The sequence below is a fragment of the Kitasatospora sp. NPDC056800 genome (assembly GCF_042789775.1).
Taxonomy (GTDB): Bacteria; Actinomycetota; Actinomycetes; order Streptomycetales; family Streptomycetaceae; genus Kitasatospora.
In genome coordinates this window covers 13650-27253 of the sequence record NZ_JBHUAL010000134.1, presented here as the reverse complement: position 1 = coordinate 27253, position 13604 = coordinate 13650, and the positions used below count along the sequence as shown (strand labels likewise).

Genomic DNA, 13604 nt, shown 5'->3' with positions numbered 1-13604 from the left:
ACGGCGCACGACCGGGCCCGCCCCGCTCGGTGGACGAGCGCGGCGGGCAGGGGCAGGGAGCTCAGTGGCGGTGGTGGTTGTCGGGTTGGGCGGGGTCGCCTGGGTGTTCCAATCCCTCGACCAGGAGGAGGCGTTGGGCGCGTTCGTGGTCGAGCCAGCGGACGAATGCTGCTCGGCGGGCGGCGGCGCGGAGGGTGGGGGTGGGGTCGTCGCCTTCCGGGGTGGTGTGGGTGGCGAGGAGGGCTGCCGTCCAGGGGCCGGCGGTGACCCATGCGCCGGGTGGGGCTGTGCGGAGGGCCTCGGCTAGGGCGGCGGGGAGGGTGGTGGGGTCGGCTTCCAACTCGCCGTCGGGGAGAGCGAGGTGCCAACTCTCGGTCGCCGGGCGGGTGGTCAGGGTGCGGTAGTGGGCGATGTCCTCGGGTGAGGGGTCGATGTCGGCCGTCACGGCGTCGTAGACGGCGCGGACGGCGGCGCTGCCCTCGTAGGCGGCCGCCGTGATGGAGCCGAGTTCGACGGCGGCCTGTTGGTCGAGGTGGGCGGGGCCATCAGGAGCCACGGGCAGGTCGCGTTCGGCGGCGACTGCCTCGCAGAGGGCTTCGGTCAACAAGACCTGCGCGACCCAGCGGGTCAGCTGGCGGTCCTCCGAACTGCCCGGTTGTGGCAGGGCGGTGGCGCGCGGGCCGTTCCGGAGGGCGGCGAGGCGGTGATCGAGGGCCGCACGTGGGAGGGGGCGACCGTCGAGGAGGCCGAGGGTCATGCTTCCACCACCAGGGCGACGGTCGGGGCGTACTGGCAACGGCCGAACCACATGACCTTCGCCAGGGCCCAGTACGAGCCCGGGTCGGTGGATTCGGCGACGGAGACGGCGAATTCGACCACCGACGACGTGCCGGCCGGGACGGTGAAGCCGCGGACGGGGTCGGCGATGACGTCCCAGGTGCCCCAGGGGGAGACGAGTTGCAGCTCGCCCCGGATCTCGCCGCGGGTGCGGTTGGTGAGGGTGAGGGAGAGGGCGGTACGGCTGCCGGGGACGACGTGCAGGGTCTCGGTGGAGACCTCGACGTCCAGTCCGGTGTCGCGGCCGCTGGTGGCCTTGGTGCCCTGGGCGATCGTCCAGTCCTCGGGGGTGTCGCCGGGGACGGGCAGCAGGTCGGGCAGGTCGCCGACGGCGATCGTGACCACGTCCTCGATCTGCTGGCCGTCGTGCTCGATCCGGACGGCGGCGAAGTGCAGCCCGGGCTCGGCGTCGGCCGGCGGGGTGAGGGTCACCGGGAAGCGCAGGTGGCCGTCGGGTGCGAGCCGGTACGGGCGGCTGCCGAGGCTCGTGGTCCAGCCCTCGGGCGGGAGCACGACGGCTGTGCCCTCGACGGCCGCGTCCCGCAGCTGGGAGGAGAGGGCGACCGAGAGCGTCACCGGCTCCCCCGCCGTCCGCAGCAGTCCGGGCGAGGCGCCGACGGACACCGGGAGGTAGCCGAGCGGTGCCGGGCCCCGGTTGTGCAGCCAGTAGCGGGCGTGGACGGGCTGGGCCGTCTCCGCCACCGGACCGAGGTCCGTCTCACCCTCCGGGGCCGTGACGGCCGGGGAGGCGAGCAGGGTGGCGATCTGCGAGCCGGCGAGGTCGAGGGCGGGGCCGTCGGCGGGGCGCGGGCGTTCCAGCAGGTCGGCGGCGCGCACGTCGTCCAGGCCGAGTGCGCCGCTGAGCTTCGCCGTCCGGCCGAGGCCGGTCGACTCGACCAGCCGGACGGTGAGTTCGCTGCCGAGCGGCGCGGCGGAGCCGTGCGCGATCGGGTTGCCGCTCGGCTTGAGGGTGCCGAGCAGCACCTCGCGCTGGGGTTCGACCCGCAGCCAGGAGAGGGTGGCCGGCAGCGGACCTTCCTGGGCGGGGGCGATCCGGGCGTACAGCGGGTGGTTGAACTCCTGGCCCTGGGCGGGCAGCGTCTGGGCCCGCCAGTCGCCGTCGCCTCCGACCAGTGCGTAGCTGAACTCGTGTGTCCAGTGCTGGAGTTGGAAGGATGCGCCGTCGGGCAGGGTGCGCCGGGGCGGGTCGATCCAGACGCCGGACGGCCAGCCGGTGCAGGAGCGCATCAGCGACAGGTGCAGCGCGCCGGTGGTGTCGACGGCGAAGCCGGGCAGGCCGAAGCTCAGCAACACCACGGTTTGGTCGGCGAGTTGGTCCTGGACGGCGGACGGGCAGACGGCGGTGATCCGGGCGTCGGCCAGGTCGTCGACCAGGGCGGAGGGGTCGGAGACGATCAGTGCCGGCAGTGCGCGCAGGTCTCGCAGGTCGGCGTCCGGGCGCCAGACCTCGGTGAGCGGGGTCGCCGCCGGTACCCAGACCGCGCCGTGCGTCTTCAGGGCGGCCGCGTACTCCTCGCCCGCCAGGTCGATCAACTCCCGTGCCACCGGGTTGAGGTCCGGCGAGCCGACCACGATGCGGAAGTCCGGCAGGTTGGAGTCCACGTCCAGCCAGCCGTACCGCGCCCAGTCGGCGCCCGAGGTGGTGGCGGTGACCCCGACCCGTGCCAGTGCGACCACCAGGGGGCGGGCGTCGGCGGCGTCGTCCAGGGTGGGGACGACGACCTCGGCCACGCCGAGGGCGCGCGAGCCGGTCACCGTCCCCGTGCTGTCGGTCAGTTCGACCCGCGCGGTGGCGCCGAGGCCGAACCAGGTGTTGGCCGGGTTGTCCAGGGTCCACGGCGCCTCCGCCGAGTCCACGTCGGGCATCGCGAAGCCGCGTCCGACGACCGCGCCCGCGACCTCGCTGACCGGCAGGCCGCCGGGGACGTCCACCGGGAAGCGCAGCCGCAGCAGCCGGTCGGCGCCGGAGTAGTCCACCACCCGGGTGCGGCAGTCCACCCGGTCGAGGCCGCGCCACAGGGTGACGGTCTGCTCGTACCGGACGCCGTCGACGGTGCCGTCGATCACCAGGCGCTCGCCGAGCGGCCCGGTCTCCCGGCGGACGGCGGCGTCGGCTCCCCCGGAGCCGGTCACCGGTCCGCTGGGCACCAGGTGCCAGGGGCCCTCGCCGAAGTCGGGGTGCTGCGGGTACTCCTCGTACACGCGCAGCTCGTTGCCGATCCGGCCGTCCTGGATCAACTCCCGGTCGTGCAGGAGGTCCTGAACCGAGCAGAGGCCGCCGCCGCGCGCCGGGTCGGCGGTCACCCGGTACCGGCCGTTGACGATCGTCAGGCCCGGGGCCAGCGTCCACGGCTGCTCCGCCTCCCCCTCCACCAGTCGCCAGGTGCGCCAGCCGAGCGCGGGCACGTCGGCGGCGAGGAAGCGCAGGGTGCCCCGGTCGACGGCGCTGGGCACGGGCGAGCCGGCGTCGTCCAGCACCCTCACCGAGGTTGCGTCGGAGGGGAGTTCGACGGTGACGAGGTCGGTCCGGTCGAAGGAGAGCGTGTTGGCGACCACGACGGCCTGCCCCGCGCCCGCCGTGGAGATCCGCGCGGTCAGCGCGTCCAGCGCCGCGTCCCGGACGCCGGAGGCCAGGTCGTACGCCTCCCGCCAGCCGCCGAGCAGGTCCAGGTACACCTGGTCGGACTCGGAGCCGGTGATCGCGTCGTGGTGGGCGCCGTAGGCGAGTTGGCGCCAGACCTTGTCGAGCGCCGCGGCCGGGTAGCGGCCGAGGCCGTGCACGGAGGCGAGCGTGGCGAGCTTCTCGGCGTCCACGGCCGCGACCTCGCCGGCCCGTTGGGCCTGCTTGGTGTCGATGTACGAGACGTCCTTGCCGGTGTACACCGGGTTCATGTCGCGGGTCTGCGGGCTGGGCCGCCGGCCGGTGGCCGCCAGCTCGGCGCGGACGGCGTCGAGGAAGTCGCGCGGGGTGGCGCAGACGAACCGGGGCCAGAGGTACCTGGCGGCCCAGGAGCGGTGGATCTCGGTGACCCACTTGTTCGGCGGGGTGTAGTCCGTGCCCACCGGCAGCAGCAGGTTCTTCGTCGCGCCCACGGGCTTGAGCTTGCGGTACAGCTCGTAGACGGCCTGTTCGGCGGTGGCGAGGTCCGGGGAGGAGTCCATCCACCAGCCGGCCGAGTAGTGGTGCGGCATGTAGTGGGTGAGCACGCCGTCCCCGCCGGGGGCGATCCACTCGAACTCGCTCGGGAACTGCATCACCCGGGCGTCGTCCTTGGCCTCGCGGAAGTTCTTCTGGATCGGGCCCCACTGGTGGAAGGGGCCGCGCGCCCAGGCGCTGCCGGTGAGGCCGGCCGCGGCGAGGTGGCCGGGGAACTGCGGGTCGTGCCCGAACACGTCGAGCTGCCAGGCGGTTCGGGGGTCGCCGCCGAGGATGTCGCGCTGGTAGCCGATGCCGTAGACGATGTTGCGGATGGTGGTCTCGGCGCCGGTGAGGTTGGTGTTCGGCTCGTTGTAGGTGCCGCCGACGAGTTCGACCTGGCCGCGTTCCAGCAGCTGCCGCAGGGTCTCGCGGCGCTCCGGGTGCTGGTCGAAGTACGGCTTCAGGTAGTCGACTTCGGCGAGCACGAACTTGTACACCGGGTCCCGCAGGGCGAGGTCCAGGTGCGCGTCGACGAGGGCGAAGCCGTTGCGCTCCCACAGCGGCCGGGTGGTGGCGTCGGCGGAGAGCAGTTCCCACGGGGAGGTGTAGGCGGCCTGGGTGTTCCACCAGACCGGGTCGTAGTGGAAGTGCGAGACCAGGAACATCGTCCAGCCGGGCTCGGCGACCTCGACCACGGATTCGGCGGTGGCGTCGGAGGCCCGGACGGTGACCGGGAGTCGGTCGCCGGGCGAGGCCCCGCTGATCTCCAGCGGGACCTCGACCAGGCCCGTGCCGGTCGCCTCGCCGCGGACGCCCGGGCCGCTGACGGTGATCCGGGCGGCCGGGCCCTCCAGCGTGACCCGCAGCACTTGGCGCGGGGCGTCCTCGGGGCCGACGAACAGATCGGTGCTCTCGACGGCGGTGATGGTGACCGGCACGGGGGTTCTTCCTTTCCTCGAACAGGGCGGCGCGGGACAGCGCGGGACAGCGGGAGGGCAGCGCGGGCTACGCGCCCCAGGCCTCGAACTCGTAGACGCGGGCGGCCGGATCACCGTTCTGGGTCGGCGTGTTGACCACCAGCCGGACGTAGCGGGCGGCGGTGTCCACCGGGTGGGTGGTGGTGCCGGCCGTGTTGCCGGTGACGTCGGCGACGGTCGTCCAGGGGTCGTTGGCGCCCGAGCGGACCTGGATGGCGAAGTCGCGGGTGTTGAACGAGGCGCTCTCGCCGCCCGCCGCCGCGTGCTTGACCACGAACTTCGACAGCTGCTTCGCCGAACCGAGGTCCACCTCCAGCCACTTGGCGGAGGTCAGCGCGCACCACTTGTCGCCGGTCCCGCCGCTGACGCTGCCGTTGACGGCCTTGGCCGGGCCCTCGTTGGCGTTGCACTGGCCGGAGGCGGTGGCCGGGCGGTTGAGCGCCAGGTTGGTGGAGGTCGGCGGGGTGCCGTTCCAACCGACGGTCGTGGACGCGGCGGTGGAGCGCCCGTAGGTGGTGGACACCGCCTCGACGTCCAGCGTGGTGGCGTTCTCGCCGCCCGCCCGGTCGAGCCGCCCGACGAAGTACGCGTCGTTGGGCGTGGCGCCGAGGAAGCTGCGGCTGCCGTCCGCGTTGCGGCGGTACACCTCGTAGTGGTGCACGTTGCCGCCGGGCGCCGCCGTCCAGGACAGCCGCAGCGACTGGCTGGAGCCGGCGGTCACGTCGCTCGCGCCGAGCACGGTGAGTCCGGCCGGTGCCGCCGGGGTCTCCACCGAACCGTCGTAGACGGCGAGTTGGCCGACCCGGAGGTCGTACGAGGGGTCGGCCCCCTCGACCCGCAGGGCGATCTGGGCGATGGTGCGGCCCGCGTACGGGGAGAGGTCGAGGGTGTGCCGCTCCCAGCCGGTGCCGGCGTTGGCGCCGACGTCGACCGTGGTGAAGCTGCTCGGGGAGTCCGTGAACGACACGGCGGCCTTGAGCTTCGTGGGCCCGGCGGCCGGGGTCTTGACCACCAGGTCCAGCCTGGTGTTCGCGGCGACGGGCAGCTTGGTCTGGTACAGCCGTACGGTGTTGGCGGCGTCGAGCTTTCCACTCAACCGCAGGGAGGAACCGCCCTGGTAGGCGTCGCCGAAGTCGACCGACGGGGTGAGCTTGCTGCCGGTCGACTCCACCATCCAGCGGTAGGTGGGCGGGACGTCCTGGAGCGAGAGGTTGTTCCAGCCGCCGGTGGCGACCCGGGTGCCGGCCGCGTTGTAGAAGTCGCCCTGCCCGGTGTCGAAGGTGGTGACGAACGGCTTGGCGGTGATCGGCGAGGATTCGGCGACGTAGCCGGCCAGGCCGGGCCAGCTCGCCGAGAGGTCGGTCCGGGACGGGTCGTTGTTGGCGCCGACCCAGTAGCGGGCGTCCTTGGCGTAGAAGTCGGCGCGGTCGGTGGCGGACTTCCAGGTCCACTCGGGGCGGTAGAGGCCGAGCGAGGTGGTGTGCGGCTGCCCGGACGGGAAGAGGGCGGACCAGTTCACGCCGGTGTTGTAGCCGTTGGCCTCGGTGTCGATGCCGGAGTAGAGGTCGTACTCGCTGCGGCCGAGCTGCCGGGCCAGCGCCCGGGAGGAGTTGAGGCCGCTCGCCGACCAGTCGAAGTTCAGGAACATCGAGTCCGAGGTGCGCTTCGAACCATCCTGCAGGAAGGGCGAGTTGGCGGAGGTGAGGGCGTTCTGCCAGTTCACCCCGCCGGAGGTCGTCATCGCGTCGTACCACATGAACTCGGTGCCGCTCTGCGCCTTGGTGTACTGCATCAGGTTGCGCAGCTCGCCCGCCAGGGCCGAATCGCCGCCGCCGGTCTCCTGGTTGATGAACCAGCCGTCGAAGCCGTAGTACTGCGCGGCCTGGACGAGCTTGTCGGCGACGGGGTAGCGGCTGCCGGACTTCTGGACGAAGTCGCGCACCCACTGGAGCTGTCCGCCGTACGCGCCGGGCGGGAAGAAGACCGTGCCGTACACCTTGACGCCGTTGCGGTGGGCGGCGTCGATCACGGTCGGGTTGGGGGCGAGGATCAGGCCCTCGCCGGCCGATCCGCCCCAGAACACCAGCTTGTCGACGTACTGCCAGTAGCCGAAGGCGTAGTAGTTGGGGTCGGCGGAGCCCTGCGAGGGGTTGTTGGAGGTGGGGCCGAAGGAGACCAGCGAGGCGATCTTCCCTTCGCCGGTCCGGGCGTTGGGGTTGGCCCGCAGCGCCGGGTCGCTGGTGCGCGGCTGGAGCGGGACGCGGGAGCGGTTGAAGCGGGCGTCCGGGTCGGTGGCCGGGTCCCAGTTCAGGATGCTGTTGGGGTACCAGTACGAGGCGAAGGGCTGGCTGCCCTGGCCGGCGGTGGCGGCGGGTGCCGCGGCCGGCCCGGCGCCCGGCAGCGCGGCCGGTACCGGGTCGGCCCAGGCGGCGGGGGTGGCGGTCAGGGCGGCCGTCGCGAGGACGGCGCTGAGCAGCAGGGGGAGGCGTCGTGACATGCGGTGGCTCCGATCGAGCGGAGGAGGGTGGGGGCGGGCCCGCCGTCGCGGACGGGGGCCCGGCTGCATGCGGGCGTGCCGGTGCTGGAGCGTGTGGTGCCGGTGGTGGATCGGGTGGGGGTCGCGCCGCCGCCGGGCCCCCGGCGCACCGGAGCGGCGGCGCGGGGAGCGGGACGGGCAGCGGGGGCCGGACGGAGTGCGGCGGAGCGGACCGAGCGGCTGCCGCTCGGCGCTGCGAGGCTAAACCGGTTCAGAACCGCTGTCAACGATGCGCGCGACAACCACTCCGGAGGGGGAAGTCCCGGGCGCGCCGGGCGGCGAGGTGGACTCCCGTACGGTCAGCCGCGGCGTGGGCATCTGGAGGTCCCGCCCCGCACCGGCCCCCTCCAGCGCCTCCAGCAGGCTGCGCGCGACCTGCTCGCCGAGCGCGAAGGTGTCCCGGCTGAGCGCGGTCAGCGGCGGGTGCACGATCCGGGCGAGCACCGAGTCGTCGAAGGAGACGATGGACAGCTCGCCGGGCACCGCGACCCCCATCTCCCCGGCCACGCCGAGCCCGGCGACGGCCATCACGTCGCTGTCGTAGACGATCGCGGTGGGCCGCCCGGCCCGGGACAGCAGCGTCCGGGTGGCGGCCGCGCCCTCGGCGTCGCTGAAGTCGGTGGGCACCGACACCGCCTCCTCCAGCCCGAGCCGGCGCGAGGCGTCGCGCAGCGCGCGGATCCGCCGCTGGGTGTGCTGGAAGTGCGGCAGCCCGGCGAGGTGGGCGATCCGCCGGTGGCCGATGGCGGCCAGGTAGTCGACGATCGAGAGCATCGCCTCCCGGTCGTCGGCCCAGATCCGCAGCTGGTTGCCGCCCTTGCCGGGACCGCCCAGCACCACGGCGGGCAGCCCGAGTTCGTCCAGCACCGGCAGCCTCGGGTCCCTGACCTGGAGGTCGACCACGATGAAGCCGTCGACCCGGTGCTCGGAGGCCCAGCCCCGGTAGACCTCGATCTCGGCGGCGGTGTCCTCGACCACCATCAGGTGCAGCGCGATCGAGCTGGCCGAGAGCACCGCCTGGAGCCCGGACAGCAGTTGGCTGAAGAACGGCTCGACGCCGATGGTCCGGGCCGGCCGGGCGATCACCAGGCCGACGGCGTCGGACCTGGCTCCGCCGAGGGCCCGCGCGGCGCTGTGCGGGCGCCAGTTCATCTCCTCGGCGACCCGCAGGATCCGGGCCCTGGTCGCCTCGCTGACGCCCGGCCGGCCGTTGAGCGCGAAGGACACCGCGCCCTTGGAGACACCGGCCTGGCGGGCGATGTCGGCGATCGTCGGTCTGCCCACAGAACCCGACTCCTCTCTTGACATCCAAGTTTAGGCGGGAGCATAGTCCCTGGCATAGCTAGACCGGTTTAGTTAGTCAGGTTGCGGAATCCGACACAACCCCCGAGCTCGGCACGATCCCCCACCCACCCCCAGGACCGGGAGACCCTCATGCGAAGAATCTGGGCGGCACTGACCACGACCGCGCTCGCCACTGCCGCGCTCACCGGCTGCGGACTCGGTTCCGGCGACACCAAGGACAGCGACGCGGTGGCGAGTGCGGCCGCCACCGGCGAGGTCAAGGGCAAGGTCTCGATCCAGACCTGGTCGCTCAAGCCGAAGTTCACCGACTACATGCAGGGCGTGCTGGACGGCTTCAAGAAGAAGTACCCCGGCGTCGACGTCGAGTGGCTCGACCAGCCCGGTGAGGGCTACTCCGACAAGGTGCTCAGCCAGGCCGCCGCTGGCAGCCTGCCCGACGTGGTCAACCTCCCGCCGGACTTCGCCTTCCCGCTGGCGAAGAAGGACGTCCTGCTGGACATCGCCAAGGCCGACCCCAAGCTCGCCGAGGAGTACGTCCCCGGCGGCGTGGACGCCTACCGGTTCAACGGCTACCAGGGCACCTTCGGCTACCCCTGGTACCTCAACACCGATGTGAACTACTGGAGTTCCGAGCTCCTGACGAAGAACGGCCTGGACCCGCAGAAGCCCCCGGCCAGTCTGGACGAGCTGATCGCCCAGGCCCGGACGATGAAGGAGAAGTCCGGCGGCCAGACCTACCTGATGAGCCGCAAGCCGGGCATCGGGGACCTGTACAACATCGGCGTGAAGATCATGTCCGACGACGGCAAGTCCTTCACCTTCAACACCCCCGAGGCCGCCGCGCTGCTCGACAAGTACCGCGACGCCTTCAAGGAGGGCCTGATGCCGAACGGGGTGCTCACCGACACCTACGCCGGCAACTCCAAGCTCTTCAGCTCCGGCACGGTGGCCTGGACCACCGGCGGCGGCAACTACATCACCAGCCTCGCCACCGACAACCCGACCCTCGCCCCGAAGGTCGTCTCCTCCCCCGCGATGGCCACCCCGCCGCTGTACGTCCAGGGCCTGTCCATCCCGAAGAACACCAGGAACCCGGCCGCCGCGGTGGCCCTCGCCCGCTGGGTGACCAGCCCCGAGAACCAGGCCGCCTTCGCCCACCTGACCAGCGTGTTCCCGTCCACCAAGGCCTCCGCGAACGACCCGTTCTTCAGCAAGAGCGACGGCACCAACGCGGGCGACGCCAAGGTGACGGCCTTCGCCTCGCTCGCCAAGGCCAAGCTGATCCAGCCGGTCGAGGTCGACGACGCGATGGGCACCATCATCAAGCAGCAGTTCGCGCTGGCCATCAGCGGCGACACCAGCTCCAAGCAGGCGCTGGACACCGCCGTCGAGCAGTGCAACAAGCTGCTCAAGGGCTGATCCGACGCCGCCCCGGCACCAGCCCCGCGGTGCCCCACCCCGCACCGGCGAAGCACCGGAGACGTACCAGCGACGTACCGGAGACGTTCCGGCGCGGCACCGGCGAAGTACCGGCGAAGTACCGGCGAAGCGGCGGGCCTCCCCCGCGCCCGCCGCTCCCCGGGAATCACCCGCACCACCCCCAGGCCCCAGGAAGGCAACGGCATGACCCACCGGCGTTGGTTCACCCCCTGGCTGCTCGCCGGGCCCGCGATAGTCTGGCTGGCCGTCTTCAACCTCTGGCCGGCCGTCAACACGGTGATCCTCTCCTTCACCAACGCCAAGCCCCTGGGCGGCGGGCAGTTCACCGGCCTGGAGAACTACGGCCGGCTGCTGGACGACGACCAGCTCGCCGACGCCCTGGTCAACAGCATCGTGTTCATGCTGGTCTGTCTGCCGCTGCTGACCGTCCTGCCGCTGCTGCTCGCCCTGCTGGTGCAGCGCAAGATCCCCGGCATCACCTTCTTCCGCACCGCCTTCTACACCCCGGTGATCGCCTCCGCCGTCGTGGTGGCGCTGATCTGGGGCTGGGTGCTGGACGAGCGGGGCCTGGCCAACGGCCTGCTGCAGCAGACCGGGCTGGCCGACTCCCCGGTCGCCTTCCTGACCGACCGCTGGCTGCTGCTGTTCAGCGCGATCGCCCTGACCGTCTGGAAGGGCCTCGGCTACTACATGGTCATCTACCTGTCCGCGCTCGCCAACGTCCCGCGCGAGCTGCACGAGGCGGCGGCCGTGGACGGCGCCGGACCGCTGCACCGGTTCTGGCACGTCACCCTGCCCGGGGTGCGCCCGACCATGATCCTGATCTCGGCGCTGATCTCGGTGAGCTCGCTGCGCGTCTTCTCCGAGCTGTACGTGCTCTCCAACGGCCTCGGCGGCCCCGGCGGCCGGGACATGTCGGTGGTGATGCTGATCCAGATGTACAGCCGCGGCTTCAACGGGCACCTGGGCTACGCCTCGGCGCTCAGCCTGCTGCTGTTCGTCGTCACCCTCGGCCCGATGCTGTTCCTGATGCGGCTGAACCGGAAGGCGGCCTGACCCCCCATGACCACCGTCCGCACGCCCCAGTCCCCCGACACGCCCACCAAGGCCGCCAAGGCCGCCAAGGCCGCCAGGCCCACCGGCCCCGCCAGGCGCTCCCGGAGCTTCAACACCCCCTCCACCGCGCAGACCGCCGCCCGCTACCTGCTCCTGGTGCTGGTCCTGCTGCTGGTCATCGGCCCCTTCCTGTGGCAGCTGTCGACCTCCCTCAAGGGCCCCGCCGAGGACGTCTACACCCGCACCCCGAGCTTCCTGCCCGACCAGCCCACCCTGGGCAACTACGGCAAGGTCGCCGAGGTCATCCCGGTGTGGACCTACGCGCTCAACTCGGTGATCGTCGCCGTGGTCTGCATCACCGGCAACGTGGTCGGCTGCACGCTGGCCGGCTACGCGCTCGCCCGGCTGCGCTTCCGCGGCGCCAAGCTCGTCCTCGGCCTCTTCCTCGCCACCCTGATCCTGCCCGGCGAGGTCACCATCGTCTCCCAGTACGTGCTGGTGCGCGGACTCGGCCTGGCCGACACCCTGGCCGGCGTCGCACTGCCCGGCTCGATCGCGATGCTCAACGTGCTGCTGATGCGCACCGCCTTCGCCGCCGTCCCGGCCGAGCTGGACCAGGCCGCGCTGGTGGACGGCGCCAACGTCTGGCAGCGGCTGTGGCACATCGGCCTGCCGAACGTGCGCGGCATGCTCAGCGTGATCGTGATCTTCACCTTCATCGGCGCCTGGGACGACTTCCTGTGGCCGCTGATCGTGCTCAACGACCCGCAGAAGTACACCCTCACCGTCGGGCTCCAGTACCTCAACGGCACCTTCGCCGCCAACCCCCGGCTGATCGCGGCCGGCACCATGATCGCCTTCCTGCCGATCGTCGTGGTGTTCGGCGTCTGCCAGCGCTTCTTCTTCAAGGGCGTCGAGGAAGGAGCCGTCAAGGGATAGCCCGACCGGGGACCGCCCCCGCCGGTGACGACCCACCGTCCGTACGCCCCACACCCGTTGAGGAAGCCCTCCGATGACCCCGATGACCACCGCTCCCCGCTTCGGCGTCAACTACACGCCCAGCGCCGGCTGGTTCCACCACTGGCTCGACTTCGACCTCGACGCCGTGCGCGCCGACTTCGACTCCATCGCCGCCCTCGGCCTGGACCACGTGCGGGTCTTCCCGCTCTGGCCGGTCTTCCAGCCCAACCGCACCCTGATCCGCCCGCGCGCCGTCGAGCAGCTGACGGCCCTGGTGGACGCGGCCGGCGAGCGCGGTCTCGACGTCGCGGTGGACGGCCTGCAGGGCCACCTGTCCAGCTTCGACTTCCTCCCGTCCTGGACGCAGACCTGGCACCGCCGCAACATCTTCACCGACCCCGAGGTGCTCGACGGCCAGGCCGCCTACCTGCGCACCCTCGCCGACGCGCTGAGCGAGCGGCCCAACTTCCTCGGGATGACGCTCGGCAACGAGATCAACCAGTTCTCCGGCGCCCCGCACCCCGACCCGGACCGGGCCACCCCCGCCGAGGCGGAGGCCTGGCTGCGCCGGATGCTCGACGCCTGCGAGCAGGGCGCCCCCGGCCGGCTGCACCTGCACGCCTCGTACGACGCGGCCTGGTACCTGGACGAGCACCCGTTCACCCCCTGGCACTCGGCCCGGATCGGCGCCGCGACCGCCGTGCACTCCTGGGTGTTCAACGGCACCGCCCAGCGCTACGGCGCCCACTCCACCGCCACCGCGCAGCACGCCGCCTACCTGGTCGAGCTGTCCAAGGCCTGGGCGGACGACCCGGCCCGCCCGGTCTGGCTGCAGGAGGTCGGCGCGCCCGCCCCGCACATCACCCCGCAGGACGCGGCGCGCTTCACCGGCGCCACCGTGGAGGCCGTGCTGGACTGCCCGGACCTGTGGGGCGTGACCTGGTGGTGCTCGCACGACGTGGACCGCTCGCTCGCCGACTTCCCCGAACTGGAGTACAGCCTCGGCCTGTTGACCACCGACCGGACGGTCAAGCCGGCCGGCGCCCGGCTCGCCGAGGCCGCCGCCGAGGCCCGCCGCTCCTGGCAGCCGCCGAAGCCGCGCAGCACCGCCGTGGTGGTCGCCACCGGCGACGAGGCCCTCTCGCCCCGGCGCTCGGTCTGCGGCCCCGGCGGCCCGGTGTACGAGGCGTTCATGCGCCTCGCCGAGGAGGGCGCCCGCCCGACCACGGTGCTCGCCGAGCGCGCCGAGGACCGCGAGCACCTCGCCGCGCGCGGCATCACCGAGGTGGTCCACCCCTCCGACGTACCGTCCCTCTAGTCCGTCCGTTCCCCT

At 72.4% G+C, this 13604-nt stretch carries 8 protein-coding genes; 4 read left to right on the top strand and 4 right to left on the bottom strand.

All coding sequences use genetic code 11. The features are described 5' to 3' along the window. Positions 1 to 61: 61 nt before the first annotated feature. The 4 genes from ACFRQN_RS26230 to ACFRQN_RS26215 form a co-directional block, all read right to left on the bottom strand. The gene (locus ACFRQN_RS26230) at positions 62 to 757 is read right to left on the bottom strand and encodes a hypothetical protein (RefSeq protein WP_380742538.1); all 696 of its coding nucleotides are present in this window, start codon (positions 755 to 757) and stop codon (positions 62 to 64) included. Next, positions 754 to 4935: an NEW3 domain-containing protein gene (locus tag ACFRQN_RS26225; protein ID WP_380742536.1), complete on the bottom strand. Its 4182-nt coding sequence runs from the start codon at positions 4933 to 4935 to the stop codon at positions 754 to 756. The genes ACFRQN_RS26230 and ACFRQN_RS26225 overlap by 4 nt, the downstream gene beginning before the upstream one ends. Before the next feature lie 67 nt (positions 4936 to 5002). Beyond that, positions 5003 to 7471, bottom strand: coding sequence for a discoidin domain-containing protein (locus tag ACFRQN_RS26220; protein ID WP_380742534.1), 2469 nt, complete (start codon positions 7469 to 7471; stop codon positions 5003 to 5005). A gap of 240 nt (positions 7472 to 7711) precedes the next feature. Beyond that, positions 7712 to 8794 carry a LacI family DNA-binding transcriptional regulator gene (locus ACFRQN_RS26215; protein ID WP_079272693.1) on the bottom strand — a complete coding sequence of 361 codons (1083 nt, stop codon included), beginning with the start codon at positions 8792 to 8794 and terminating at the stop codon, positions 7712 to 7714. Between the two features lie 150 nt (positions 8795 to 8944). Between ACFRQN_RS26215 and ACFRQN_RS26210 the strand changes: the two genes are divergently transcribed. From ACFRQN_RS26210 to ACFRQN_RS26195, 4 genes are all read left to right on the top strand, one after another. Then, a complete protein-coding gene (locus ACFRQN_RS26210) occupies positions 8945 to 10234 on the top strand; it encodes an ABC transporter substrate-binding protein (protein WP_375877255.1) in 1290 nt (429 codons plus the stop codon). A 204-nt stretch (positions 10235 to 10438) separates the two neighbouring features. Continuing rightward, positions 10439 to 11311 (top strand): carbohydrate ABC transporter permease, encoded by an 873-nt coding sequence (locus tag ACFRQN_RS26205; RefSeq protein ID WP_074005259.1) that lies wholly within the window; start codon positions 10439 to 10441, stop codon positions 11309 to 11311. A gap of 6 nt (positions 11312 to 11317) precedes the next feature. Then, positions 11318 to 12250: a carbohydrate ABC transporter permease gene (locus ACFRQN_RS26200; protein WP_380742532.1), complete on the top strand. Its 933-nt coding sequence runs from the start codon at positions 11318 to 11320 to the stop codon at positions 12248 to 12250. An 82-nt stretch (positions 12251 to 12332) separates the two neighbouring features. Then, entirely contained in the window at positions 12333 to 13589 is a 1257-nt protein-coding gene (locus ACFRQN_RS26195) for a glycosyl hydrolase (protein ID WP_117491474.1), read from the top strand. Positions 13590 to 13604 lie beyond the last annotated feature (15 nt).